We start from the raw sequence: 24462 nt of genomic DNA, 5'->3' as shown, positions 1-24462 counted from the left end.
CTATGTAAAAATATTATTTGCTTAAAGATACTCTAAAACAGACACCTTCATTTTGGTTATATGCTTCAATATTACCATCAAAATGATTATCAATAATCATTTTACTCATATATAGACCAAGTCCCGTTCCCGTTGTCTCATCTTTGGTTGTAAAATAAGGATCAAATATCTTAGGTAATATCTCCATATCAATCCCTCCCCCATTATCACATATATCCGTTATAACATAGTTATCATCTTCATAGACCATAACATCTATTTCTGCGTCTTTATGCTTTTTTTGTATTATTGCATCTTTTGAGTTGTTAATGATACTGACAAATACCTGCATTAGCTCTCTTGGACATGCATCAATTTCAGATTCTGATTTATAAGATGTATTGAATGCAATATTATTACTTCTTAAGCCATCTTTGACTATTTTATATGTTTCTTTAATTATATCTTGTACTTTGATTTTTACAATAGACTTGTCAGGTTTGAAAAAATTTCTAAAATCATCTATTGTTTTAGAAAGATTCTCTGTTTGAATTTGAATATTATTGGAGTACTCTTCTACCTCCAATATATCCAGCTCATCCAAAGTAATATCAAGAATCATATTGTTTGCATTCATGGAAATAATGTTAAGTGGCTGTCGCCATTGATGGGCTATCATTCCTATCATCTCTCCCATAGCAGCTAAACGGGACTGAGCTATTAGCATCTCATCTTTTTTCTTGAGTTGTGTTATATCCATTCCTGATGATATTACCGTTCGTTTATTGTCTATTATTCCAAGTGCTGCAGAACTAAATTGCCAAGTGATAATATCTCCATTTTTAGCATTTATAGAATATTCACCTTCATTAACGGTTGTAGCAAGTTCATAAAGTTTATCCATTTGTTCTTTAACGACTGACATCTTTTTACCATAGGCATTTTTTGTCCACTTTTCTATAGTGTCTATCTCGTCAAAATCATACCCGCTTAGTGTTTTCCAAGCCTTATTTACCATGAGAACCTTACCATCTTCATTATGTAACATAATTGGGTTTGGCGCTTCATTAAAAATTGTTTCAAATCTTCTTTGCTTCTCTGCTGCCAATAAAATTGCCTCTTGTCTTGCTGTATAATCAATGTGTGAGACGACTATACTGTTAACCTTGGAGTTACTATCCTTTAAAGGATACATCGTTGTCTTTACACAACGTTTTCTACCTTGATTAGCTTTTGTCCTACTAGGATTAAATTCAATAGGTTCCAACTCACTAACTACACCTTCATAGGCTTTTTCAATATATTGGTAGAGACCTGTATGTTTAGCCTCTTCACTCTCAAGAATATTAAATTTATGTAAAACATTTTCTGCCTTTATATCCCACAGCAATTCTGCTGCATGGTTGAGACTTATCATCCAACCTTCTAAGTCATATATCTCAATTGAAGATGGAGACTGTTGCACTAGATTCTTAAAACGCTCTTCACTCTCTATCAAATTTTCTTTTATCTTTTTTTCTTGTGTAATGTCACGTGAAGAAGCATAAAGACACAATACTCCATCAAGTTCAATTCCTTTTGCATTGATTTGAACATTCACAACTGTTCCATCTTTTTTTCTATGTTTAGTTTCAAATATTTTTGGAGTTTCTAATAACTCTTTTACTATAACTCCCATCTGCTCTTGCAAAACTAGCAAATTCCAATCTCTGATGTTTAAGGTCTTGACTTCATCGTATTCATACCCAAGATGCTCAGCAAAAGAGCGACTATAAGCAATAAGGTTACCATCTAAGTCCAATATATGGACACCATCTGATGCATATTCTAACAATGTTTTATAGTAAGTCTTAGCTTTATGTATCTCCAATTCAGCTATCTTATTTTCAGTAATGTCATGAATATAGCCATACCATAGTACACTTCCATCCAATTGCTTTTCGGGTTTAGCTATCCCTTTGAGCCATATAATTCCTTTTTCTGGATGGACAACACGATATTCATCCCTCCACAAGGTAAGCTCTTCAAAAGAGGTTTGTATTGTCTTTACTACATTATTAAAATCTTCTGGATGTAATACACCAAAAACTTTTGTAGCGTCTTCTATAACTTCTTTCGCAGTTACCCCATAAATATCATACAGATGCTCAGATGCGAATGGGAAACAGCTTCTTCCATCGCTAAAAGATTGAAAAGTATAAATAGCTCCCGGAATATTTTCTGCTATATTTGTCAGTTTTTTATTAGTTTCTACTAGCTCTTGTTGAAGTTTTATTTGTTCACTTATATCTATATGAGACCCTATCATTCGCACAGGTTTACTCTTCTCATCATAGATAGTTTTACCACGAGATTCAATCCATACCCAATGCCCATCTTTGTGTTTAAGTCTATGAATATTTTTATATTGCTTAGTTTTATTCTCACGCGATGATTCTATATCGATCATTACTTGTTTAATATCGTCTGGATGTACAAGTTTATTCCAAGCCTCAAGACTATTTTCTAACTCATCATCACTATAGCCCAACATACTTTTCCATCTAGGTGAATAATATACATCACTTGTAACTAGATTCCAATCCCACAAACCATCATTTGTTGCTTCTATAACACGACGATAACGTTCTTCTTTTTTTATTAAACTCTTCTCATTTTCAAGGTTATAGAGTGCAAAAGCTATATCACCTGCAACTTCTTTTAAAAGTGCCCGTTCATTGTTTTCATTAAGATATATTCTATCAATTGAAAGTGTCAAATAACCATAGATTCTTTCGTTATATTTCAAAGCAATATTAAAAGCGTTTCTATTTTCATATTTACAAGCTAAAGGACATTCAATACAAATATTTTTCGTATTCTCTATAAAAGAATATAAACCATTAGTATTAAGAGTTCTATCTACACAATGAGATATCCAACCTTGATTAAGTTTCTCTTTATATTTTATAAAATTTTCTGAAGTATCCGTACTTGTTAGATACTCTATATTCATATTCTTATCATAAGTTACAATATATGCATTAGAGTAAATATGTGTTGATACTAAGATATTACAACTCTCTTTGATTAAGAGTTGAGCATCTTTTTCTCGAGCAATCAGTTGATTAATATTGAGTATAACTGATAAAACACTATCAAGGTGCTCATTTTTAGAAATATATTTGGAAATTATATGAATGATGTAATAACCGATAAATATAAATGATAAAAAAAACAAGAGACTTATTGCAACATTCATTCTTTGTAAAATCTCAAAGCTGGATTCCGATTTGTTTTTAAAACCAATCGCTTTATTCTGTGCATAAGCATAAAGCTCAAAGGTAGCAGCATCCAGTTTTAAAACATGATTAGCTCCTTTATCTCTGTTGATGGCTATAGCATCATCTCTCTTGGAATTTTTAACAAGAGAAATAACTTCATCGCGCATAGGTTTCCATGCTTTAAAAAGCTTTTTTGTCTTTTTTTCAAGCCTTTGACCATCAACGCCAAGGATATTTTGTTCAATAATACTAAAGGTTTCATACACACGACGTTCATGAGCATTGACTTCTTCAATAAGCGTAGAAATATCTTCTTTTGAGTGTGAAAGAAGAATATCTTTTATATCTCTATCAATTTTATAAATATCTTGTTTGATTGTTAGTGCAGCGTTGGAGACTTTAAGAGGATGCTTGTAGATATCTGCAGTTGTAGTATAAATAATTTTAATGTTGTAAAATTCAAAAGATTTTATTACGACACCAATTATTGCAATTATTATAAAAATAACTACAAGAAAGTTTATTTCTTTTTTACCTTGTATATTACGGATCACTGCTCACCTCCATCCATATGATTTTAGTATAGCTTAATTAATATTAATTGAAAATAACACTTTAAATGAGTAATAATTTTTTAAGATTTTAGATTTCATTACAATGAACACCGTTGCGTCCTTGTTTTTTTGCAAAATACATTGCATTATCTGCTCTAGATAATAAATTTTCTAACGACTCTTCTTCTTTTAACTGTGCTACACCAAAGCTAGCAGTTGTATGTAATATTTTATTGCTAATATCAATACTTAGTTGTTCAATTTCAGCACGTAGAAATTCAGCTTTATTTTTTGCTTCATATATATCTGAAGAAGGTAAAACTATCACAAACTCTTCTCCTCCAATACGTGCAAAAATATCACTGTCTCGCGTATGTATTTTTAAATTTTCAACGAATGATTTTATAACTATATCGCCAATTTTATGACCATAGTTATCATTGATTCTCTTAAATTTATCAATATCAATCATAATAATGGAGAGAGGAATATTATGAGAATGAGCATTCTCTATATCTAATCGTGACATTTCTAAAAAAGCTCTACGATTCCATATTCCTGTAAGCACATCTTTTCTAGCTAAATCTTCAGCAATTTTTTTTGCCTCTTCAAGCTCAAATGTTCTTTTTTTTACTTTTTCTTCCAAAGAGTGATTTAAATTTTCTTGAGATTTAGTGTAAGACTTCTGAATAATATTAATTCTATCAGCAAGAGCAATCGCTAGCAATACACCTTCAAGAATAAAACCTAATCTAACTAACCAATAAATCAGCTCATTTGTCGGTATAAAACCTGCCCCACGTAATAATGACACTGTGATTGTTATACTTAAAACTGATGAGGCAATTGTATATCCCCTGGCAATTGTAAAGCCTTTTTTCCAAAGATACGCTCCAATAAAAGGAAAGAAAAAGAATGAAAAAGTAATAACATGTATAAGCTTCATGGCTATTAGACGTTGGTCTGTCATGGCTAATACTAAAGCAAGTATATTAATAACTATCAAAAATGTAATAAAAGTATCAATGCGTTTTAGTCTATTGGGAGTTTCTAAAAAAGCCCTAGTAAACAACAAAAATGATATATTTACTAATACAAAGGAAAATATAGGCATATAATCAATTATAAAAATTGAATTATTCCAAATATAGTGTGCCCCTATTTGATTAAATGTTAATATAGCTAACATTACTCCACAAAGATAAAGAATATACCAGAAGTAAATTTTGCTTTTTAAAACTAGTAAAATAAATAGATTATAAAAAAGAAGTACAAATAATCCAGCAAAAATTGCAACTAAAATATTAATATTTCTTTGCAAATGTGATATCAAAAGATCTGGTGACCAAATAGTTGTAAAAAGTTCTGCATATCCTGAGTTTTCAAACGAAATTTTAAAGTAGATTTCATTTTCTGATTTTGCATCTGTTATAAATGAATAAACTGAACGATCTAAGTATGATGTGTCTGAAACATTAATATTATGATCACCCTTAAGTTGGTGCTTTATAAGTGAGGAATTTGAAAACTGCCAAACTTCGACATTATCAAAAAGTCCAAACATCATTTTTATTTTCCATGTCAATCTATCAGAGTTACTGTTTCGTACCTTCAAGCGCATCCACCAAACAGATGAAGTCGAACCATGACTGGTCATTGAGTTTTCTTGGATTTTAAATGATTTTGTTTTAACTTGATCAATAGTGATTTCACGTGTTGGGTCTTCAAAAACTTCTATAAAACTAGTAGTGGAGAGACCTTGCATAGAGTCGGTAAGTTCAAGGTTATGTGCAAACATAGACCATGGAAGTAAAATAAATAATAATAACCTAAAGATCACAGCCAACTCCAAATTTAACGATTTCAAAGGACTGAAAATCCAAGTATTTATATAGTGCTAATAATGAGAACCATGGTAACCTAAAACTAAAGTTCTCTCACTCTCTTTATAGCCGCTTGCCTTTGATAACGCGAAGCAGAACAACCACAAGCGCAATGACTAAGAGAATATGGATAAATCCACCTAAAGTGTAAGAGCTGACAAGCCCTAGGAGCCAAAGAATAACTAAAATTATCGCAATAGTTTCAAGCATATTGTTTCTCCACTTTAATTTTTAAGAAATAAGTATACTATACAGTAATACTTCTTATTTAATAGTAATAAGCAAAAACAAAGTCACAAGGCAAGTGCTACTGCCGATGGAAGTAACACTACATCTACCATGACTCCAACCAGCACACTTGATAAACCAGTAGTAAGAGACAATGCCGCTGCGGCACCAGATGCAAGTGCCAAAACAGCAGAATCGAAGCCGACTACTGTGCGCAACATAAGTTCATGATTTATTTCATCAAAAGACCAAAACATTCCTAAACCAGCAGCTATAGCCACAGCCAGCGACATTCCAACTATCATGGTTTGTACCGATCTGCGAATCAAGGACAAGTCACCCAAAGCAGTCCCAAGACTAAGTGCGAGATTTGGTCCAAGCAACGGTGCAATCACCATTGCGCCGATTATGACAGCAACGTTATTTGTAATAAGACCTAAAGATTTTGCAGGGCGTCTAATACCAATTGGAGCTTATCATCTCTTACTAGCATTCGCATTTGTTGCATGCCATCTTCTTCTATAACACCAAGCCGAAAATCCTCCACTTCTTCTGTTTTAGCAATTGCCAAAACAGTATCTGAACTATCTTTATTGGCGGTTATTTCAACATACTTCATAATGATTGTTTCCTAATGCTAATGTGGCACATTAAACTATACCAACTGCAATCTCTCAATTTTAATTTTTTCTAAAAAGATATATACCGACAAAAAAACTAACAGCACCGGCAATATAGAAAGTCATAACCTTATCCGTATCTGAACCTGTAACAGCTTGTGTTATTTGTGAACCGACAGAACTAGATAATTGATATCCCCAGATTGCAAGACCAATTCCTAAAACCACTAAAACAATACCAATAATTTTCATTGAAACTCCCGAGCCTATTGCCATATTGAACTCCTATGTTTAAAAAATATGAATAGTATAACATATAGATATGAAAGTGTGATATTTAAAGTGTTTTATGATAAAAATGATTTACTTTACATATTATTAGAGTATAATTTCAAAAAATGGACTTGCTAATGAAACGTATTTTTGAGATGAAAAGAACTCAAGTATTTATAAAGTTTTTTATTACTCTAATTCTTTTCTATGGGGTTAAAGATTTCTCTTCAGTAGATACATTTTCAAAGTTGGCTGTTGCACTATTAGAGTTTATAATCATTTTAGAATTAGTTCGAATGTTAATTGAATTTCTTTTTAGTGATGAGAATCGTATTAAACTAAGACTTATGGTAGATTCTAGCATTGTCTTTTTTATGCGTGATGTTTTACTAATTGTTAATGATAAATTTGACATCATTAAAATTCTATCATTACTACTTGTAATATTTATACTATTTATATTTAGAATTATTACCATGAAGTACAGCCCTTCATATATGGAAAACAACAAATAACATAAGGTGGCATAGATGAAAAAGTTCATATTATTATTTAGTATATTTTGTAGTATTATTCTTCATGCAGACCTGTTTGACAATGCTCTTAATGAGGAGCAAAATGGTAATGTAAAAATAGCTGCTGAGTTGTACCTAGAGTCTTGCAAAAGTGGAAATAATAATGCGTGTCATAACTTGGGTGTTTTATACACCCAAGGAAAAGGCGTAAGACAAAATAATAAAAAAGCAGGTGAATTTTTTGTAAAAGCTTGTGAGGGTGGAAATTCTAATGCATGTTTCAACTTAGGAATAATTTATGAAGATGGACGGGCTGTTAGTAAAGATAAAAATAAAGCTGTAAAGCTTTATGAAACAGCTTGTAATGGTGGTAGTGCTGATGGATGTTTATATCTAGGCAAAATGTACTATAGAGGGAAATTTTTAAAACAAGATTATAAAAAAGTAGTTGAATTATATACAAAATCATGTGATTTAGAAAATAGCGAAAGTTGCTACTCTCTTGGACTAATGTATTTAGAAGGAGACGGGGTGAGACAAAATAAAAATACTGCCAAAGAGTTGTTTGGAAAGGCTTGTGATAGTGGGAATAATAAAGGATGTAAACAATTTCGTCTTTTGAGTGATACAGGTATTAAATAATATGCAATTATTATTAAAAACCGAGTATCTGAAATTTATAAATTTGTTAAGCTATCCGGTCTTAATAGTTGATGATAACTATGTCTCTCAACTTGCAAATAAGAAATTTATGAGTTTGCATAAGATAAGGACTAAGACAGAAACTCAACTAGAAGATCTAATAATTGACGAAAGCATGGTGGAAAAAGAAAAATACATTTTAGAAATAAAAAATAAAAAAATGATTTTTAAACTTCTGTCTTCCAAACTTCTATTTAAAAGTAAGCAATTTTATTTGATAAGTTTCTTTGATGTTTCTAAAGAGCATGAAGAACATGAAGAAATTCTTTTCAAAAAAAGAATGTTTGAGAAACTTAGTGAGCATCTACCAGAGGGGATAATGGTATGTGAAGATAAGATAAACTATTCAAATCCAACCTTCGAAAAGTTCTCTGGATACAGCTCTAAAGAGCTTTTAACAAAAAAGTTTGTAGATTTACTTGAAGATTATAGTAAAGAACTTTTTAATGCAAATATTAAAAAATTGCTTTTGCAAAAAAAATCATATATAGAACAAGAGTTACAACTTCTTAGTAAAAAAAAGAAGACTATTTGGATTCGTATTAAAACAAGTTTAATTTTAGATGCAGATAAAATATATTTTTTAAATGTTATTACTGATATTTCTAAGGAAAAGTTAAAATATGAAGAACTAAGTAATATTGCTTATTTTGATGCCTTAACGGGTATATATAACCGCAGAAAATTTAATGAACTCTTCTTAAATGAATATAAGCGAGCAAAACGCTATAAAAGGGATTTGTGTGGAGTATTTTTTGATATAGACCATTTTAAAAAAGTCAATGATGTTTATGGTCATGATATTGGAGATATTATTTTACAAGAGTTGTCTACTTTAGTGCAAAAGTATGTTAGAGAAACTGACTTTTTTGCACGATGGGGTGGAGAAGAGTTTGTTATACTTCTACCTGAAACCAACAAAGAAAATGCATTAATCTTAGCTGAGCATATTCGCAAAAGTATAGTTGAAAAAATATTTACTAAAGTTGGAAAGGTTACGGCTAGTTTTGGTATCACACAGCTTAATGGTCAAGAGCAACAGAAAAGTTTTTTAAAACGCTTAGACAATGCACTCTATAAAGCTAAACAAGAGGGTAGAAATCGCTCAATATGTCTTTAAGACAGTCAACGTTCTACTTTTTTACGCCTTATTTGTACAATAACTGATGTGATAATTATTAAACTTAACATAATCGTTACAACATAATGTGTGCCAAAATTTCCACTTGAAAATGGTAGTGAGGTTGTATTCATACCAAAGAAACCAACTATTAAATTTAGAGGAAGGAATATAGCTGATATAATAGTTAGTATATAAATCATTTTATTCATTTTATCATTAGACTTTGCATTATAAAAACTATATAAATAGTCCAATTTAGATAGTTGTAGTGTTGCTGAACGCATAACTCTCTCAAGATGCTCATGTATATCTACAAAGTGATTCATTGGAAAGTCTTCAATATCTTTGTAAAATTCTATAAACTCCTCCATTGCATTTGTAGTTCTATGTAAAACTCTCTCTATTTTTAGTATTTCTAATTTAACTCCAAGCCATTTATGTAAAAAATTTTTATCTACATTATTTGCATATAAATCTTCTTCCATATCTGAAATAATATCTGGATATTTTAAAAATGATTTTAGTAGTTTGTCAGTATGCTTATTAACTAAAGTATACAAACCCATATATTTAGTCTCTAATTCTTCGAATGTTTGCTTTTCTTTGTTGTAAAAATAACTTTTTTGCTCAGTAACTATAAAACCTAGAGATATGCTACTAAATTCTTCTCCAACTAAAGGAATACGGGTAATAAGCATATTGTACATTTCATTGTCATCAAAAATAGAAGGGTGTTTTTCGTTGCGTAAATCTTCTAAGTGAAGCGCGTCTATTAGTTCTTTCATTCGTTTCATTTCATATCCTCAATCAAACTTTAGCTTATTTTACATTAAATAATAGATAATATTTTGGTGTTAATTGTTACTTTTTCTAAAAAAAAGAGTATAATTTCTAACTCAAATTACAGGCTTCTTTTTATATTTAAAACCTTTGAGTCAAAGGAAGTATCGCTTGATATTTCATGTTTTTTTTGGCTGTGTTTGATATCTTTATCGAACAACTATCTTATGCATGACATAATTATTTTATCGAGGACACAATGAACGTTTCTGATGTAGTATTTGAAATGGAACTTGCTGGCGTTGATACTGCAGATATTGCTAGTATCGTGGCACTTTGCGAAAGTAAAGGCTTTAATAGTGACTTTATTGATGAAGAACTTCTAAGAAGAGGTTATCCAAAAGTTTTCACTATAGATTATGATGAATATGATAATTTTGATAATGATGAATATTATTCAATAGAAAAATTTCCACATAAACATCTATATGAAGACTAAAGGGCTAAAAAATATGACAAATAAAGAATTAGTTAATGCTTATTATCAAATGTGGAATGATAAAGAGTTTGATAATGCTGATAAAATCTGTCATGAAGATATACGCTTCCGTGGTTCTTTAGATATTACTGCAAATGGTATTGAAGGCTTTAAAGAGTATGCTAAAATACTCACAGATGCCTTTCCCAATCTTTATCATGCTGTAGAGATGTCAGTGTTTGAAAATGATATGGCAGCTATCTATGTTACTTACTCTGGAACACATGAAGGTAAAATATTTGATTATGCACCAACAGGTAAACGTATATCATATTCAGGTGCATCATTTATACATATGAAAGATGGAAAAATTCGTAATGTAAATATATTAGGTGATTTAAATTCACTACATAGACAACTTAGTGAATAGTAAATAAGCATGATTAATTATCAAGATATTTTAAATGAGATATATCAAACAATTGAACCTATTTTAAAAGAAGGAAAAGTAGCAGATTATATTCCAGCTTTAGCACAAGTTAATCCGAATCAGTTTGCTATGAGTATTACACTTTTTGATGGTAGTAGCTATCATATAGGGTGTAGTGATGAAAATTTTTCTATTCAGAGTATCTCAAAAGTTTTTACCTTTACCAAAGCTCTTAGTATATACTCAAAAGAGTTATATGCGAGAGTTGGAAAGGAACCCTCTGGAAATCCATTTAATTCATTAGTTCAGTTAGAATATGAACTTGGAATCCCAAGAAATCCATTTATAAATGCGGGAGCAATAGTTATAACTGACACTCTTCTTAACAAGTATAAAACAGTAGATGAAACTTATAATGAGATTTCAAATTTTATAAAAGAGATTAGTGACAATGTAGATATAAGTTTTGATAAAAATGTTTGGTTTTCGGAGTATAAACATGGTCATAGAAACATGGCTTTAGCGAACTTAATGAAAAGCTTTAACAATTTGGACAATGATGTAGAAGAAGTAGTTAAAACATATTTTAAGCACTGTTCAATAACTATGAGCACAAAAGAGTTATCTCGTGCTATGCTATTTCTAGCTAATAATGGTATTGACCCAATTACAAATAAAAGATTTATAACTTCATCTCAAGCCAAAAGAATAAATGCAGTGATGCTGACATGTGGTCATTATGATGCTAGTGGAGATTTTGCATACCATGTTGGGCTACCTGGAAAAAGTGGTGTAGGAGGCGGTATAGTCGCTATTGTACCAAAAGTTATGAGCTTAGCTGTTTTTTCACCTAGATTAAACAACTGGGGCAATTCATTAGCTGGAACAAAAGCATTGGAGATGTTTACCACTAAAACTAATCTATCTATTTTCTAATTACTTTATCCAAAAATAACCATCAGATTACATAGTAAATGTAAAATGTTCGATATATGTTTAACTCAATAGATAAAAGGATTTATCATGTTAGTATATATCGATGACAGGGAAGACGAAGAGTTAGAAAGTGATTACGGTTACGACTATGGTTCTGATGACGAGTATGAGTACGATTATGATTCCGAGAAACAATCTTCTGACTATGTTGAAAATAAGGATAGCTACTTTAGCTAGAGAGTATCTATTTCAACCTTATTTTAGCTATTTTCTTTTGCCTTATAATAGTGTACTGCCAGCACGAGTGCTTGAAGTATAATAGATCTTACTTAGCAGTAGTTTTTTTTATCTCTTGTAAGTAACTCTCTATATCCTGAACATGCTTCTCAGTAGCAAGTCCAAGTCTTACTAACCTCATAACTTCAGGGCGTTGTTCTTCCCATGATTTTAAAGTTTTTACATCTATGCCTAAACGTTCTGCTAATTCTTTTTTTGTCATATACAACTTTCTTTATAATAAACTTGACAAAATGGTGTTAATTCCCTATAATTTGTTAAATAAAAGGAAAAACTCCCATTTTAATAAAATAAACAATTAAGGATATTAAACATATATCATGTACTAAATTAAAAATATAATACTAAAGCTTCAGCACAATACTAAAGCTTCAGCACAATACTAAAAGTACGAACGCTACTTTATTGTTAAAAATAAATCTGTTTATTATCACACAAACATTATTAATGGTTATTGAAAAAACCATGTAAATTTAAAAATTTTTATTCATTCACGTAGATTAGGAGATGCAACACTATGGTTAAGTCTTTATATATAAGCATGTCTTTGCTTCTGTTTGCTCTCTCTTACATCTTTTTTCATCTCAAAAGAAAAGTCGATACACTAGAACAAACTCTTCTAGAACATCAGACACTAGTAGATATGAGCAGTGCCATCTTGCTTCGCTGGCACAACGATTCTGCTTCTAGCATATACTACGCTTCTAAAAACATTTTCAAGCTCACAGGTGCAACGAAAAAAGAGCTCGAGGAAAAAGCTGTAAGTTTTTCTCACTGCATCTACAAAGACGACATAGCTCGTGTATCTGATGACATAAAAAATGCCATAGAGAAAAAGCTCCTCGCCTTTACGCATCCGCCCTATCGCATAGTTACTAAAACTGCTAGTATCAAGTGGGTACAAAACCACACCCTACTCCTTCGAGATACTAACTACAACGTAGTAAGCTTTGTCGGCTATCTCACAGACATTACCAAACTAAAAAACAGTGAACTAAGACTAAAGCATCTATCTCAAACAGATCAACTAACCAAAGTACATAATAGAATGTATATAGATGCCCTACTACAAAAGCAGTACTACTACTTTCGCAGAAACTCACAAGAATGTAGCATCATTCTTATAGACTTAGACCACTTTAAATCTGTAAACGACAAATATGGACATATACAAGGTGATATAGTCCTCGTAGAGTTAGCTCAGCTTGTAAAAGAGTCCTTAAGAGAAGGAGACCACTTTGCCAGATGGGGAGGAGAAGAGTTTATGATAGTCTTGCCACACACAAGCATCGACCTAGGAATCATCATAGCCAATAAGCTTCGTAAAATCATAGCAGAGCATGAGTTTTCAATTGTAGTGCATCAAAGTGCTAGTTTTGGAGTGGCAAGCTTTACACAGGATATGAGCATAAAAGAGACTCTAGATGCAGCCGACAAAGCTCTTTACAGCTCAAAAGCAAAAGGCAGAAACTATGTCACTTAAGGATGGTGTTAAGCTAGCAGGTTCTTACCCGCAAGCAGAACAAAAAGCTTCGCCAGGTCTGTCACCCTCTTTGTACTCTTCGTTTTCATCTAATACTTTGTAAAACTCTACGCGAAAAACTACGGGTCCAGTTATAACTACATGATGATATCTTTCAGCCTCTATAACTATAGGATGGTCTCTGTCTGAATCTAGGACATTATCTTGGTCATCTTCCCAGATATACTGTAAAGCGCCCTCTTCCACTACTACTAAACCTATCTTACCTTTTGGAGCAAGGTGATTTTTGAGTAAGCCTTTTAGAGCTGTCTCTTCTGTCATATTTGGTGTTTGTCCGACTTTTACTGCACCCTTTGGTAGTTCTTCGTTTTGAAAATTCATAATCTACTTCCTGTTTTAATATTTGACTTCTAAAATAACTTTATTGGTAAACCTAAACCACCGCCAGATGATGAAGAGAAACTTGTATCGATATCACCTAGTGCATCTTGCTTTGAATTAAGAAGTGAGCCTACATCGCCTAAGTCAGAAGACAATCCTTTACTAGAACCTCCGGCTTTTGCTAAGATTCCTGCTTTTAGGTCTTTCTCAAAACTTCTAGTTGCTTTAGTTAGCATTTTACTCATCCCTTGTGAGAGTTGTTTATCCAAGTCACTAACTACTGTTATGTCAGGTTGCTCGAGCTTTCCATCTACAGATATATCTACGTTAAATTTTGATATATCAGATAACAAATCATTTACCAGTTTTTGTGATGGCATCTGAAGTTTTACCTTCGTTACATTCACTATACTTTTTGCTTTTACATTTGCATCTTCGACAGCACCTTTTAGCGTTGCATTAGTAACTATGTCGTTCATACTTAGTGTTTGCATATCAATAGTAGCTGTTTTAAAGCCTGTAACTTTCACATCAAAGCTAGTATTTGCTTTATCACTACGTCTATCATCAACTACATCTGCTACTATTTGCTTATACTCTACCCCTTTAGCATCTGCGTGAACTTTCATAGGTTTTTTGTAGAGCTTTTGGTTACTAGATAAGTCTTTTACATTTATATCTAACATATCATTTTTTAGTTTTACATTTATCTTGGACTCTTTTACTACAAGATTTGGTATCTTTGATAGATTTGCATACTTTATCCATCTTCCCTGACCACGAGGAGGAGGAACATCCTGAGCCTCTTCTTTTTTAGAATCACTACTAATATAAGGAGCTAGCATATCATAGTATTTTAATCCCATTTTCATATACTCACCTATCTCATCACTCATAAGAGTACCTATGAGATTAGCTCCGCCACCTGCATTTAGAGAGTACTTCTTTTTAAGACGGTCTATATCTTGTTGTGGAAGATTCTTTAGAGAGTAAATCTGCTTTTTGAGACGTTTTTGATCTGCTTTAAAATCTTTTTCTAAAGATGTGTACTTATCTTTTAGAGAGCTTATCTTAACTTTTAATTTCTCTATATCTCCCTTAACAGATACTATCTTAGTTATATCTCCACCTTGCAGGCTTTTTTGGAGTTTTTTGGCATCTGCTTTTATCTCATCTACTTCGTTTTTGCTTTTTACTTCATCAGATATCTTCGCCCATTTTTCTTTTGTTTTTTCAATATCTGTTTTTAATTTCTGTGCCTCTGTTACAGACTTCAGCTCCTCTTTTGCAAGTATGTCATCTACATTTGGAAGAGCAAAAGGGTTTGTCTCTTTGGATTCAGGCTTTTTATCCGCACTCTTTACTTTTGGGGCTTCAATTTTTGGGATATTAGAGTTATCATAAGCTTTTGCCACAATTGTTCTTTTTTCGTTAAAAGCTAGAGCATTTACGTTTAACATCTCTATCATCGCTTTTTTCTCCATAAGAGCAGAAAAACCGAGGTCAAATTCCACATCACCAACTTGGACAAGGTTATGAGTAAGTTTATTTTTATCTGCTATCTGGATGCCAGATATCTTTACACGCAAGTCTGAAAAGCTTGAGCTAAAGTCTTTGATGTTTACTTGTGTCTGTAAAGAGTATGCAAGAGATTTTTCTATGGCAACGCGAGCAAGTGGATCAAAGATGAAGATAAATATCACAGCAATACCAGCAACTAAACCACCAAACACACCTGCACCCCACCAGCGAAAGAGTGAGTTTGTTTGTGCTTCTTCATTAAAGAGTTTCATCCAGCGAGTAAACTTCCACTCGTTTAGTTTAGCCCCTATCTGATCTTTATAAAGTGTAATAACTCTGTTTAGTACTAGTAGCATCGGAACAGCTAATAGGGTAGATACTATTATAGAACCTGTAACAAGAGTATAGTTAAAAGAACTCCATCTAAAGAGTGCTGAGTTATACAAAGAAGTAAATAAACCCTTAAGAGCATCGTTTGTTAAAACTGAATACCCAAGTGACTCAAACATAGGGTCAAAAAGGTACCCTACTCCACTAAATATAGCAGTAAATAGTATGAAAAGACCAAAGTTTACATTGAAAACAAGTGCTAAAAACAAGATACTTAAAAGTATAAGAGAATTTATAGGTAAAAATCCTGCAAACATAGCTAAAACTATAGCACCTGAGAGTTGCCAAGACTTACCTGAAGAGTTAAGTGCTTTAAAAAGCTTACGAATAAAATTGAACATGATCCACCCCTAATTAATTATAAAATTATTATACACAAATTAGTTGTAATTTTGGGCATAAATACCCTCAAGGCAAAACCGCTTTAGCTTTTGCAAAAGAGAGTTACTTTGAGGATATGGTGAAGCTTTTTACTTCTGAGTAAGACCGTGGAGACTACTTATGATTTCATCCATCTTATCACTGATTAAATTAACATCATCTGAGATATTATTTACTTCACTTGCATTTGTGTTAAGTGCATCTGAGCTGTCAGAAATAGACTGTATAAGTACGTTTGTAGTAGCAGAGGTTTCAGCTAATGATTTTTGAGTTCTCTCAGCAAGCTTTCTTACTTCATCTGCAACAACTGCAAACCCACGACCATGTTCACCTGCACGAGCAGCTTCAATAGCTGCATTTAGAGCAAGAAGATTAGTCTGTTCTGCTATCTCACCGATGTTAGAAAGGATATCTTTAGTCTCGTTCGCACTTGAAACCAAGTTTTGAAGATTATCAACCATTTCATTCTCTTTTTGAGAAACATCATGTATACGTTCTACTGTACTATGAATCATATCTTTTAGCTCTATGATAGTAGTATCAGTTATTTCACTGATAGTTTCATTTAACTTTTGCGATGTTTCTAAAATATGGCTTTGAGTATCTTTATTTTCTTGTTCCATATTTTGTAAAGCTTGACCTAAAAGGTTAATGTTATTTAGTAAATCAGCCATTTTTGCTTCTACTTTCACATCACTTCTTGTAGTAAACTTACCATCTGCATAACTTTGTAAAGTTGTTATAGCATTATCCAGGTTTTTTTCAGAAGCTAACAACATATTGTTCATGCTGTTTCTAAGAACATGTACATATGGTGTTTTAGAGTCTGCATTTACTCTACATGTAAAGTGACCTTTTGAAACTTTATCTGCTAAAAGAACCATTTCTCCTGCAACGCGTGTATCTGCTAAGATTGACTCTTGATAACTAGTTACAATCTTATTAAAGTTTATTTCCGCTTCATTAGTAGAGTCTAAATTAACATCAACTTTGTTTCTTTTAAACTCCATCATCTCAATCAACTCTAATCTTTTCTTATTTATATTATTAGTTCCGCCTGAGTCTTTAATAGAATTTACACCAATAACTACAGCAAATACAACTACTGCTAAAATTGTTTGGATAATATTTGAATCAGTTAGAAAAAGAGAAGCTATTAAAATTACGAAGGCTATCGATACAACTATTGTTTTTTGTAAATTATTCATCTATATCCCTATTTTAATGTTTTGTATAGCATTTCAGCAGCTTCAATTTCTTGTGTTGAAGGCTTTCTTCTGCATGACATATAACGAGTTTGGTTTGTAACACCGTCTTTCATAGGATAAACTGTTGCATATACCCAGTAGTAACCACCATCTTTAGTCTTGTTTTTAACATAACCATCCCATACTTTCCCACTCTTTACAGTTTCCCATAAATCTTTAAAAGCAGCTTTTGGCATATCTTTGTGTCTTACAACATTGTGAGGTTTTCCAATCAACTCATCGATTGTATACCCAGCTATCTTACAAAAGTCGTCATTAGCAAATAATATAATACCCTTATCATCAGTTTGTGACACTAGAAAATCATCATTTTTTAAAACGTGCTCTTTCATAATACCCCTTTCAACGTGCTCTTTCATAATACCCCTTTCATTGTTACTTATAGTTGATAGTATACCAGAATATTGTCTCTCAATTATATTATTTTTCCTTTTATTTACTTTAAATTTAAGTATCAAATATTTATCACATTATCTACTTAAATGAATTTAGGCAAAATATGACAAGATTAACAATTAAAGGAAACTATTATGGAAGCTACAACTATGGAAGCTGTATACAATCAAGCTATTTTATTTTTTGCTCTTTTTGGAGGAATGTTTATTATCTCTTTCTTTGTCACTAAAAGAAATGCAAAGAAATATGTAGAAAATAATTCGCTAGAAAAAAGAAGAGAATCAGCAAGAAAAGAAAAACTTGTAAATACATTTTTAAACTCTTCAACTATTAAAATAGTAGGAAAAAAAGCTACACTTGAAGAACTTACCTATAAATTAGAAAAAGGTGATATAAACAAGCAAGAGTATACAATACTTGAAGAAACTCTAAAGGCCAGTTAGGGTTTCGTGATTAATTTATATATTTATAATCTCTAAGAATCTTCATAAAAGCATCTGCCATCATCTCATAACCTTTTGCATTTGGATGAACATAGTCGCTTTTTAGAGCTCTATTTAACTCTATATGAGTCAGTATGTCATCTTCTAAAAGTATTCCCTCTTCATCAGCTACTTCATCATATAATGAGAGTGTACTAAAACCAAATATATGAAAGTCAGGTACAGCAACAAGAATCACTTCAGCCCCACTCTCTTTTATAAGTCTTACCATCTTGGTTAAATTATTTTTTAAATCTTTCTGAGGTAGTTTTTGGAGTATATCATTACCACCATGGCAAAGAATAACCAGATCAGGCTTTTGTTGCAAAAATGTAGATAAACGAGGTAAACCTTCTGCACTTATTTCCCCATTGACCCCTGCATTGATAACTTTTAATCCACTCTTTTGTTGTAAATATGCAGGATAACTTGAGTTACCAGATGCTCCAAAACCATAAGTCAAACTATCTCCAAAGGCTAATATTACGGAGTCTTTATCAAGTAAATTTTCTGACAACTTATTCCCACCCTCTTTTGTATAAACTATAAATACAACAATTATAATAACTAAAAACGCCATCAATGTAGTCTTACTCATAAAATAATTATAACATGTGAATGATTTATAAAATTAAGTTAGTAAAATTCATCTTTTAAACAAAGTTATGGTTATAATATTAATATAAATAAGGGAAGATGTAATGCAACCACCAACTGATACTCAAGCTTTGACTAGCAATGATTTAAGTAGTATATATAGTGAAGCTATTCTCTTTTTTGCTATATTTGCTTTTATGTCTATAGTTTCATTTGTTATATCTAGAAGAAATGCCAAGAAGTACGAGCTTGAGCACTCCATAAAAGAGAGACAAGATGCAAGAATAAAAGACGAGCTGATATACGCACATCTAAACTCTTCAAGTATAAAAATTATGGGTAAAAAAGCCAAGCATGAAGAATTGTTAAAAAAATTAAAGATTGAAGCTATAAATGAAAAAGAGTACAAAATACTAAAAGAGAGTTTAGATTCAATTTAGTAACTACTAAATTGAATCTAAGTATTTCAACAACTGGTGCACCATCCTCAATACTTTTTAAAATATTAACAATCTACATGTCTTTATTACTATCGTGATTAAACACATAGCATCTATTTACATCTCTGTTTATCACATGATGACAACCCACTAAAGCTACTCTCAAAGTGGAGATTCATTCACAATGGTGTATATCTTTTATTTTGATGTAACTAAGAAGTGATTTTTTATCCACATGCTAAAAAGATCTTCATATAAACTTTCTGGTGAACCTGTAGATAATGGTATACCATTAAGAGTAGCTGGACAATCAGAAGCGAAAAGACGTGTAGTATTTAAAAGCTTATCATCTTTTGTCGAATACAATGATAATAATACTGTTGATTCATCCCTATAATATTCATGACAGTTTATGCCTAATGGATCAGTCCATTTTTCTACACGAGAATAAATCACATAATCACTTTTATTTAATTTAGCATTTTCTATAGCCTCTTTCTCAGTTATTACTTTATTTTCTAAGATAACATAAGGAGTAATAGTTCTTAATTCTGTATTTGCTATATTAATAGCAGATAATCCACTTTCTATTGCTTTTTCTTCACTACTTGTTACTGCAGAAAGATATGTTTTTTTCATTCCATCACCTCCATTAACTAAGTAAATAGAGCTTTCTTTTGTTAGTAATTGACTTTTCTCTAATTCATTTCCTTTTATAGTATTAAGGCTTAAACCTGAACCTCCACATCCACTAAATATTATTGCAAAACTCAATATCATCACAATGTAACTTATTTTCTTCATTTTCTTACCTTATTTGATTTTAAATAGTTTAAAATTTGTCTACTTTACTGAAACTATTTTATTAATCTCTATGCAAAATAAAAATACAACTATTTATAGTTATTATACTAAGGCTGTATTAATTGAAACTTATTAATTAATATTTTAATTAATTTCATCACTTATAGGTTAAATACTTTTTATTACTTTTGATATGAATGATTTTAATACTTCTAAATATCTCTTGCCTTATAAATTTAGTGTATAGAGATAATTCTCTGAGATAATGCATTTTGATTTATATCTATCTTGCCATAGATGCCCACTACGACTATACTTTTTATTAAAATATTTAGCATAGTTAGCATTAACACTTCTCATAAATATTGATAAGTTTTCTTTTGTAGTCTCTATAAGCAAGTGGTAATGATTGGATTGTCCATTCAAACATAATCATGCAAGATGACTTTTTCAATCGTAGCAGCTTTATTTATAATCTGCAAAAACATATCTTTATCACTATCATGATTGAATACATTGCATCTATTAACACCTCTGTTGATAACATGATGATAACCAGCTAAATCCACTCTAAGTCTTGTTGGCATACAACACTCCTTATTTATGATTACAAACAATAGCATCTATTATTTAGCATGATTAAATATATGACAAAATGAAAGATTTTATTTCTGTTAGTTTTCTAAAAGTGGAGATTCATTCACAGGGGTGTAATTTGTAATTTATAATTTAATTTGAGTTGAAAGGTGAGAAACAATAAAGATATATTTTGATAATTACTTCATTGTTTATAATAAATTATTCGTCTTCTTCTGAATAGTACCATTCTAAAAAGTCATAAAATGAAGTAAATAATGGTTTTAATTTCCCAGCTATAAAATCATCCATTTCTCCCCAATCTACTCCGTAGAGAGCATCTGTTTCTTTATCATAAAAGTAGCTATACTCACCTTCTATTGAAGAAAGTTGTAGATATCGTTTACCTATTTCTGGATATCTACTCCAAAATGGATTTTTATAGTCTTCTAAAATTTGACTGAGTCCATAAAAATCTTCAGCACGATAAGCTTCTGGTTCATCTATAACATTTAGATAAAAATCATAAAAAGATGTATCTTCTAAAACACCTATTTCTTTCAATATATTTTTTGCTTCCTCTTGTGTCCAAATAATAGAATTTATATAATCTTCATTATATAAGTTCTTAAAATAATTTATTTCTTTTATAACATTTTTATCATATTTATCTTTTGGTAATAATTCTATTTTGTTTTTTACATTTTCAGGTAACATTAATTACTTCCCCCTTCTAATTTTTTAAGTCTTTCTTTGTTAATAAAATTTTTATCTTTCTTCCACTCTTTATGGTCTACAGGATTATTTGGATTTTTTCCTGTTCCATCCTTGTCATATGGATGCAATACTTGTTTATTGTTAGAATTTTGATGAGTCGTTGTTTTTACCTCAAATATTGGTCCATTTGCATTTTGTTGTGAATGGTGCTGTTGTGTTGAAACAGGGTTTTTCATATTATCCAAAATATATGGATTGTTTCCTTTTTTCATCCACTCTCTATTAGTTGTAAATTTGCCTTTAGGCGTTTTAAACTCTAAATCCAAATCAATATCCTGTCCATAAAAATTATATGTTCTTCCACTTGGCGCGTCAATGGTTTCTTTTGTAAATATTTTATTATTTTTAGTAGCTTTTCCAGTAGAACCACTTTTGCTTTTCCCATTCCCAACAACAGAACCAACAGCTAATACAGTAGATGCACCTGCTATAGTTTCGGTTGTACCTTCACCGTATATTTTATCTAATGTTTCCTTTGAAGCATTTGCTATATTGTATGCTGTTTCTGTTCCATCTACTATGGAAGTTGCAGTACCAACTAATCTGTCTTTTGCTAAATCTGAAAGACTCTTTTTTTTACTTTCATCAATAAAGTTATTCACTTTCTCGGTTATATTTTCAAGAGTCAATTCTTCTTTTACTTTATCTTCTAGCCTGTCTTTTAATTGTTCAGGATTGCTTAGAGTATCTTTTGCTTTGTCTTGTGCTACTTCATATATATCAGTTTCTACACTTGCGGCTTCATTTGCATATCTAGTAGGGTCATAAAAATCTCCATTCTTCGTTGTAAAATACCCTTGTTTTTCGCCTCTTGAATTTTCAAAAGTTTGTCCTTTTGATTCTTTAAGTAAAAACTCTTTTGCTTGAGTATTTTCTTCTCCTAATATTACATTCCAAACTACATCTGTACTTCTCATAGCTTCTTGCGAAAGTTCATGCTCAGCACCTTGTATCTCTTCTGAACTTGGATTTGCTTTGTTATACTTTTGTTGTGCGTAAGCTTCTGCTTTTGTTTTTATAAACTCTATCTCTGAGTTTTTAAGTTGTCTGTGTGCACCTTTACCTTTATCTAGTTTGTTGTAGTTCTGTGTATTTGTTGCTATGGTGCTACTCTGTGTTTTTAGATTTGCATTAACTTGGTTATAGCTCGTATTATTTATTGAGCTACCTGTTGTTTTTGAGTATTGATTATCTAGTAGGTCTTGTCCTAAGTCACCAAAGTTTTTAGAGTATTCATCTCTATTACCTCGTATAATTTCTTTTATGAGTAAGTAGTTCTTTTTTAAAGTTTTTTTGACTTTAAAGCAAAGAAGTATTACTCTTTTAAGATTGAAGTACTAACTTCAAATCTTGTAACTTTCACAGTTTATGACTAAAGATAAAACAACATTTTTTTCCTTATAGCAGGATATGAAAATATTTTATATCTACTGACTACATCATTAAGCCAGTTGGTGTCTTTAGTTGTTAATCACTTATTAAAAGCTGTTGGGGTAGCTGTTATTTTAGCACCTACAACACATAGATTAACGAGGCTGTGAATTCTAACAATTTAACTTTTGTTTTTTTGTTAGGCAACTTAAGATTACACGACAAGGATTATAGAGATGTATTACGTAGGAATAGATATTGCAAAGAGTTTTCATGTTGTTTCAGTTATCGATGATAGTGAAACTAAGGTTATTAACAAGCCTTTTAAAATCAACAATGATTTAAAAGGGTTTGAAAAATTACTTACTATTTTAGATAGTGTCACTTTAGATAAAGATGACTTTATTATCGGTATAGAAGCAACTGGTATTTATGGTGAAAACCTTTTAGAGTTTTTAAAGTCTAAGGGCTATAGTGTTAAACTACTCAATCCATTTCAAACCTCAAGGTATAGAGAACAAATAACTATGAAAAAAGTAAAAAATGACAACATAGACTCTTTAGTTATAGCACTCTTTTTAAAAGATGGCAAATACTCATCAGGTTATGTAACTGATGATGAGTATCAGAGCCTTAGAACACTCTATAGAAATCGTGCTTCTATTCAGTCTGATATGAAAGAGGTTAAGAAGAGAATCATTACTCAAATAACAGTTACATTTCCAGAGTTTGAGAGCTTCACAAATCCATTTACCATAAGTGGTCTAGCTCTGCTTGAAAAGTATCCAACAGCATATCACTATAAGCATAGTAGCGTTGATAGAATCATGAAGATATTTGCTCATATTCAAGGCAATAACTTCAATAAAGACAAAGCCCTAAGATTACTAGAACTCTCAAGAGAGTCTATCTATTCAGGTAAGGCTAAAGATGCAAGAGCAATAGCTATTAGAAGTACTATTAGGCTTTTAAAGATGTATCTTAGTGAGATAGATATTATTGAAGCTGAGATACTCTCTTTGCTTGATAAAAAAGGCATTAATAGTTCAACACTTGATGAGCTACCAGAGAGTAACACTCTTATTGATAACCTTAAAACCATACCTGGAGTAAGTGATAAAACTGTAGCTGCTGTTATTAGTGAATGTGGAGACCTGACGAGGTTTCCATCTATACCTAAGTTTATAGGATATCTTGGACTCTTTCCAACAGAAAATAGCTCTGGTAATTCTAAAAGTGTAGGTCACTTAAGTAAAAGAGGCTCTTCTTTGGTCAAGCATGCACTATATCTTAGTGCTGTAAGTTGTCTGATACATAACAAACAGATGAAGCAACTCTACGATACTAAAAGAAGTCAAGGCAAATCTAAAAAAGAGGGACTTGTTGCAGTTTCAAGAAAACTTGCAACTATCATATACTCTATTTTTAAATACAACACACCCTATAATCCAAATCGTGTATTTACAAATTAGTCATAAACAGTGATAAGTTAAAGATCACAAGTTAGTACTTAAATCATTCATAATAGCAATAA

At 31.3% G+C, this 24462-nt stretch carries 29 protein-coding genes; 11 read left to right on the top strand and 18 right to left on the bottom strand.

Annotation, left to right across the window (positions count from 1 at the left end; genetic code table 11):
- Nucleotides 1-13: 13 nt before the first annotated feature.
- The 6 genes from ACLHDE_RS04155 to ACLHDE_RS04130 all read right to left on the bottom strand — a co-directional run bounded on the left by ACLHDE_RS04155 (nt 14) and on the right by ACLHDE_RS04130 (nt 6803).
- Nucleotides 14-3796 (bottom strand): PAS domain S-box protein, encoded by a 3783-nt coding sequence (locus ACLHDE_RS04155; RefSeq protein ID WP_415397948.1) that lies wholly within the window; start codon nt 3794-3796, stop codon nt 14-16.
- 88 nt (nt 3797-3884) lie between these two features.
- On the bottom strand, nt 3885-5594 hold the full coding sequence (locus ACLHDE_RS04150; RefSeq protein WP_415397947.1) for a diguanylate cyclase: 1710 nt from the start codon (nt 5592-5594) through the stop codon (nt 3885-3887).
- Nucleotides 5595-5742: 148 nt separating this feature from the next.
- A complete protein-coding gene (locus ACLHDE_RS04145; RefSeq protein ID WP_415397946.1) occupies nt 5743-5889 on the bottom strand; it encodes a lmo0937 family membrane protein in 147 nt (48 codons plus the stop codon).
- Between the two features lie 83 nt (nt 5890-5972).
- Nucleotides 5973-6305 (bottom strand): DUF389 domain-containing protein, encoded by a 333-nt coding sequence (locus ACLHDE_RS04140; RefSeq protein ID WP_415397945.1) that lies wholly within the window; start codon nt 6303-6305, stop codon nt 5973-5975.
- Nucleotides 6306-6343: 38 nt separating this feature from the next.
- Nucleotides 6344-6526 (bottom strand): hypothetical protein, encoded by a 183-nt coding sequence (locus ACLHDE_RS04135; RefSeq protein ID WP_415397944.1) that lies wholly within the window; start codon nt 6524-6526, stop codon nt 6344-6346.
- A gap of 61 nt (nt 6527-6587) precedes the next feature.
- On the bottom strand, nt 6588-6803 hold the full coding sequence (locus ACLHDE_RS04130; RefSeq protein ID WP_415397943.1) for a DUF3185 family protein: 216 nt from the start codon (nt 6801-6803) through the stop codon (nt 6588-6590).
- Between the two features lie 134 nt (nt 6804-6937).
- On the opposite strand from ACLHDE_RS04130, the gene ACLHDE_RS04125 reads away from it, so the two are divergent.
- From ACLHDE_RS04125 to ACLHDE_RS04115, 3 genes are read left to right on the top strand one after another with little or no spacing between them, the layout of a single operon-like run.
- On the top strand, nt 6938-7315 hold the full coding sequence (locus ACLHDE_RS04125) for a phosphate-starvation-inducible PsiE family protein (protein WP_415397942.1): 378 nt from the start codon (nt 6938-6940) through the stop codon (nt 7313-7315).
- A 15-nt stretch (nt 7316-7330) separates the two neighbouring features.
- Nucleotides 7331-7957: a tetratricopeptide repeat protein gene (locus tag ACLHDE_RS04120; RefSeq protein ID WP_415397941.1), complete on the top strand. Its 627-nt coding sequence runs from the start codon at nt 7331-7333 to the stop codon at nt 7955-7957.
- Nucleotide 7958: 1 nt separating this feature from the next.
- Nucleotides 7959-9137, top strand: coding sequence for a diguanylate cyclase (locus ACLHDE_RS04115; protein ID WP_415397940.1), 1179 nt, complete (start codon nt 7959-7961; stop codon nt 9135-9137).
- Nucleotides 9138-9142: 5 nt separating this feature from the next.
- Here the strand turns inward: ACLHDE_RS04115 and ACLHDE_RS04110 are convergent, their stop codons facing one another.
- On the bottom strand, nt 9143-9934 hold the full coding sequence (locus tag ACLHDE_RS04110; protein WP_415397939.1) for a CorA family divalent cation transporter: 792 nt from the start codon (nt 9932-9934) through the stop codon (nt 9143-9145).
- Between the two features lie 245 nt (nt 9935-10179).
- Here ACLHDE_RS04110 and ACLHDE_RS04105 point away from each other — a divergent pair, with 245 nt between their 5' ends.
- From ACLHDE_RS04105 to ACLHDE_RS04090, 4 genes are all read left to right on the top strand, one after another.
- Nucleotides 10180-10419, top strand: a complete 240-nt coding sequence (locus tag ACLHDE_RS04105) for a hypothetical protein (RefSeq protein ID WP_415397938.1) — start codon at nt 10180-10182, stop codon at nt 10417-10419.
- Nucleotides 10420-10432: 13 nt separating this feature from the next.
- Nucleotides 10433-10828, top strand: coding sequence for an ester cyclase (locus ACLHDE_RS04100; RefSeq protein WP_415397937.1), 396 nt, complete (start codon nt 10433-10435; stop codon nt 10826-10828).
- Between the two features lie 12 nt (nt 10829-10840).
- Nucleotides 10841-11764 carry a glutaminase gene (locus tag ACLHDE_RS04095; RefSeq protein WP_415398512.1) on the top strand — a complete coding sequence of 308 codons (924 nt, stop codon included), beginning with the start codon at nt 10841-10843 and terminating at the stop codon, nt 11762-11764.
- Between the two features lie 87 nt (nt 11765-11851).
- The gene (locus ACLHDE_RS04090; RefSeq protein WP_415397936.1) at nt 11852-12001 is read left to right on the top strand and encodes a hypothetical protein; all 150 of its coding nucleotides are present in this window, start codon (nt 11852-11854) and stop codon (nt 11999-12001) included.
- 88 nt (nt 12002-12089) lie between these two features.
- On the opposite strand, the gene ACLHDE_RS04085 is transcribed toward ACLHDE_RS04090, so the two are convergent.
- Nucleotides 12090-12263: a hypothetical protein gene (locus ACLHDE_RS04085; protein WP_415397935.1), complete on the bottom strand. Its 174-nt coding sequence runs from the start codon at nt 12261-12263 to the stop codon at nt 12090-12092.
- A gap of 315 nt (nt 12264-12578) precedes the next feature.
- Here ACLHDE_RS04085 and ACLHDE_RS04080 point away from each other — a divergent pair, with 315 nt between their 5' ends.
- Nucleotides 12579-13544 carry a diguanylate cyclase gene (locus tag ACLHDE_RS04080; RefSeq protein ID WP_415397934.1) on the top strand — a complete coding sequence of 322 codons (966 nt, stop codon included), beginning with the start codon at nt 12579-12581 and terminating at the stop codon, nt 13542-13544.
- A 24-nt stretch (nt 13545-13568) separates the two neighbouring features.
- Here the strand turns inward: ACLHDE_RS04080 and ACLHDE_RS04075 are convergent, their stop codons facing one another.
- The 4 genes from ACLHDE_RS04075 to ACLHDE_RS04060 form a co-directional block, all read right to left on the bottom strand.
- A complete protein-coding gene (locus ACLHDE_RS04075) occupies nt 13569-13925 on the bottom strand; it encodes a DUF1971 domain-containing protein (protein WP_415397933.1) in 357 nt (118 codons plus the stop codon).
- A gap of 29 nt (nt 13926-13954) precedes the next feature.
- Nucleotides 13955-16177, bottom strand: a complete 2223-nt coding sequence (locus ACLHDE_RS04070; protein WP_415397932.1) for a TIGR03545 family protein — start codon at nt 16175-16177, stop codon at nt 13955-13957.
- 129 nt (nt 16178-16306) lie between these two features.
- Entirely contained in the window at nt 16307-16678 is a 372-nt protein-coding gene (locus ACLHDE_RS04065) for a methyl-accepting chemotaxis protein (protein WP_415398511.1), read from the bottom strand.
- A gap of 755 nt (nt 16679-17433) precedes the next feature.
- The gene (locus tag ACLHDE_RS04060; RefSeq protein WP_415398510.1) at nt 17434-17817 is read right to left on the bottom strand and encodes a PAS domain-containing protein; all 384 of its coding nucleotides are present in this window, start codon (nt 17815-17817) and stop codon (nt 17434-17436) included.
- 198 nt (nt 17818-18015) lie between these two features.
- Here ACLHDE_RS04060 and ACLHDE_RS04055 point away from each other — a divergent pair, with 198 nt between their 5' ends.
- A complete protein-coding gene (locus ACLHDE_RS04055; protein ID WP_415397931.1) occupies nt 18016-18324 on the top strand; it encodes a hypothetical protein in 309 nt (102 codons plus the stop codon).
- A gap of 10 nt (nt 18325-18334) precedes the next feature.
- Here the strand turns inward: ACLHDE_RS04055 and ACLHDE_RS04050 are convergent, their stop codons facing one another.
- Nucleotides 18335-18961, bottom strand: coding sequence for a GDSL-type esterase/lipase family protein (locus ACLHDE_RS04050; RefSeq protein WP_415397930.1), 627 nt, complete (start codon nt 18959-18961; stop codon nt 18335-18337).
- A 103-nt stretch (nt 18962-19064) separates the two neighbouring features.
- On the opposite strand from ACLHDE_RS04050, the gene ACLHDE_RS04045 reads away from it, so the two are divergent.
- Nucleotides 19065-19400: a hypothetical protein gene (locus ACLHDE_RS04045; RefSeq protein WP_415397929.1), complete on the top strand. Its 336-nt coding sequence runs from the start codon at nt 19065-19067 to the stop codon at nt 19398-19400.
- A 198-nt stretch (nt 19401-19598) separates the two neighbouring features.
- On the opposite strand, the gene ACLHDE_RS04040 is transcribed toward ACLHDE_RS04045, so the two are convergent.
- From ACLHDE_RS04040 to ACLHDE_RS04020, 5 genes are all read right to left on the bottom strand, one after another.
- Entirely contained in the window at nt 19599-20204 is a 606-nt protein-coding gene (locus ACLHDE_RS04040) for a DUF4823 domain-containing protein (RefSeq protein WP_415397928.1), read from the bottom strand.
- 228 nt (nt 20205-20432) lie between these two features.
- Entirely contained in the window at nt 20433-20603 is a 171-nt protein-coding gene (locus ACLHDE_RS04035) for a hypothetical protein (protein WP_415398509.1), read from the bottom strand.
- Between the two features lie 23 nt (nt 20604-20626).
- Nucleotides 20627-20791 (bottom strand): hypothetical protein, encoded by a 165-nt coding sequence (locus tag ACLHDE_RS04030; RefSeq protein WP_415397927.1) that lies wholly within the window; start codon nt 20789-20791, stop codon nt 20627-20629.
- Nucleotides 20792-21002: 211 nt separating this feature from the next.
- The gene (locus ACLHDE_RS04025; protein ID WP_415397926.1) at nt 21003-21497 is read right to left on the bottom strand and encodes a hypothetical protein; all 495 of its coding nucleotides are present in this window, start codon (nt 21495-21497) and stop codon (nt 21003-21005) included.
- Entirely contained in the window at nt 21497-22474 is a 978-nt protein-coding gene (locus ACLHDE_RS04020) for an HNH/ENDO VII family nuclease (RefSeq protein WP_415397925.1), read from the bottom strand. The genes ACLHDE_RS04025 and ACLHDE_RS04020 overlap by 1 nt, the downstream gene beginning before the upstream one ends.
- A 690-nt stretch (nt 22475-23164) precedes the next feature.
- Here ACLHDE_RS04020 and ACLHDE_RS04015 point away from each other — a divergent pair.
- Entirely contained in the window at nt 23165-24400 is a 1236-nt protein-coding gene (locus ACLHDE_RS04015) for an IS110 family transposase (protein ID WP_415395806.1), read from the top strand.
- The last annotated feature ends 62 nt before the right edge of the window (nt 24401-24462 follow it).

It is taken from the genome of Sulfurimonas iocasae, from assembly GCF_047716755.1.
Lineage (GTDB): Bacteria > Campylobacterota > Campylobacteria > Campylobacterales > Sulfurimonadaceae > Sulfurimonas.
The sequence above is the reverse complement of the archived record's forward strand: the minus strand, read 5'-3'. Positions and strand labels throughout refer to the sequence as shown.

Bases quoted from the DNA above. Each gene is read 5' to 3' on its own strand.
- ACLHDE_RS04105 (WP_415397938.1), top strand. From the start codon at position 10,180: ATGAACGTTTCTGATGTAGTATTTGAAATGGAACTTGCTGGCGTTGAT.
- ACLHDE_RS04135 (WP_415397944.1), bottom strand. From the start codon at position 6,526: ATGAAGTATGTTGAAATAACCGCCAATAAAGATAGTTCAGATACTGTT.
- ACLHDE_RS04145 (WP_415397946.1), bottom strand. From the start codon at position 5,889: ATGCTTGAAACTATTGCGATAATTTTAGTTATTCTTTGGCTCCTAGGG.
- ACLHDE_RS04140 (WP_415397945.1), bottom strand. From the start codon at position 6,305: ATGGTGATTGCACCGTTGCTTGGACCAAATCTCGCACTTAGTCTTGGG.
- ACLHDE_RS04070 (WP_415397932.1), bottom strand. From the start codon at position 16,177: ATGTTCAATTTTATTCGTAAGCTTTTTAAAGCACTTAACTCTTCAGGT.
- ACLHDE_RS04030 (WP_415397927.1), bottom strand. From the start codon at position 20,791: ATGCCAACAAGACTTAGAGTGGATTTAGCTGGTTATCATCATGTTATC.
- ACLHDE_RS04085 (WP_415397935.1), bottom strand. From the start codon at position 12,263: ATGACAAAAAAAGAATTAGCAGAACGTTTAGGCATAGATGTAAAAACT.
- ACLHDE_RS04075 (WP_415397933.1), bottom strand. From the start codon at position 13,925: ATGAATTTTCAAAACGAAGAACTACCAAAGGGTGCAGTAAAAGTCGGA.
- ACLHDE_RS04090 (WP_415397936.1), top strand. From the start codon at position 11,852: ATGTTAGTATATATCGATGACAGGGAAGACGAAGAGTTAGAAAGTGAT.
- ACLHDE_RS04025 (WP_415397926.1), bottom strand. From the start codon at position 21,497: ATGTTACCTGAAAATGTAAAAAACAAAATAGAATTATTACCAAAAGAT.
- ACLHDE_RS04125 (WP_415397942.1), top strand. From the start codon at position 6,938: ATGAAACGTATTTTTGAGATGAAAAGAACTCAAGTATTTATAAAGTTT.
- ACLHDE_RS04020 (WP_415397925.1), bottom strand. From the start codon at position 22,474: ATGAGAAGTACAGATGTAGTTTGGAATGTAATATTAGGAGAAGAAAAT.
- ACLHDE_RS04130 (WP_415397943.1), bottom strand. From the start codon at position 6,803: ATGGCAATAGGCTCGGGAGTTTCAATGAAAATTATTGGTATTGTTTTA.
- ACLHDE_RS04045 (WP_415397929.1), top strand. From the start codon at position 19,065: ATGCAACCACCAACTGATACTCAAGCTTTGACTAGCAATGATTTAAGT.
- ACLHDE_RS04080 (WP_415397934.1), top strand. From the start codon at position 12,579: ATGGTTAAGTCTTTATATATAAGCATGTCTTTGCTTCTGTTTGCTCTC.
- ACLHDE_RS04110 (WP_415397939.1), bottom strand. From the start codon at position 9,934: ATGAAACGAATGAAAGAACTAATAGACGCGCTTCACTTAGAAGATTTA.
- ACLHDE_RS04055 (WP_415397931.1), top strand. From the start codon at position 18,016: ATGGAAGCTACAACTATGGAAGCTGTATACAATCAAGCTATTTTATTT.
- ACLHDE_RS04120 (WP_415397941.1), top strand. From the start codon at position 7,331: ATGAAAAAGTTCATATTATTATTTAGTATATTTTGTAGTATTATTCTT.
- ACLHDE_RS04040 (WP_415397928.1), bottom strand. From the start codon at position 20,204: ATGAAGAAAATAAGTTACATTGTGATGATATTGAGTTTTGCAATAATA.
- ACLHDE_RS04050 (WP_415397930.1), bottom strand. From the start codon at position 18,961: ATGAGTAAGACTACATTGATGGCGTTTTTAGTTATTATAATTGTTGTA.
- ACLHDE_RS04065 (WP_415398511.1), bottom strand. From the start codon at position 16,678: ATGGTTGATAATCTTCAAAACTTGGTTTCAAGTGCGAACGAGACTAAA.
- ACLHDE_RS04060 (WP_415398510.1), bottom strand. From the start codon at position 17,817: ATGAAAGAGCACGTTTTAAAAAATGATGATTTTCTAGTGTCACAAACT.
- ACLHDE_RS04150 (WP_415397947.1), bottom strand. From the start codon at position 5,594: ATGTTTGCACATAACCTTGAACTTACCGACTCTATGCAAGGTCTCTCC.
- ACLHDE_RS04100 (WP_415397937.1), top strand. From the start codon at position 10,433: ATGACAAATAAAGAATTAGTTAATGCTTATTATCAAATGTGGAATGAT.
- ACLHDE_RS04015 (WP_415395806.1), top strand. From the start codon at position 23,165: ATGTATTACGTAGGAATAGATATTGCAAAGAGTTTTCATGTTGTTTCA.
- ACLHDE_RS04115 (WP_415397940.1), top strand. From the start codon at position 7,959: ATGCAATTATTATTAAAAACCGAGTATCTGAAATTTATAAATTTGTTA.